Below are 249 nucleotides of genomic sequence, written 5' to 3' on the forward strand. Positions count from 1 at the left end.
TTGTTGTTATCGAGAGAATTGGTAAAACCTCAATAACGTCCCTTTAAAGGGATAATATGGCAGGGCTACCTGGATTCGAACCAGGGAATGGCGGCATCAAAAGCCGCTGCCTTACCGCTTGGCGATAGCCCTACAATGCTCTAATAAAAGAGACTTTAATAATGGTGCGGTCGGAGAGACTTGAACTCTCACACCTTGCGGCGCCAGAACCTAAATCTGGTGCGTCTACCAATTCCGCCACGACCGCAT

General features: G+C 48.6%; 2 tRNA genes. Both read right to left on the bottom strand.

Features of this window, described 5'->3' with window-relative positions:
* Positions 1 to 57: 57 nt before the first annotated feature.
* Positions 58 to 132 (bottom strand) — tRNA-Gln (locus tag VJL_RS27250).
* Between the two features lie 30 nt (positions 133 to 162).
* Positions 163 to 247, bottom strand: a tRNA-Leu gene (locus VJL_RS27255).
* Positions 248 to 249 lie beyond the last annotated feature (2 nt).

The sequence above is a fragment of the Vibrio jasicida CAIM 1864 = LMG 25398 genome, from assembly GCF_000400365.1.
GTDB lineage: Bacteria > Pseudomonadota > Gammaproteobacteria > Enterobacterales > Vibrionaceae > Vibrio > Vibrio jasicida.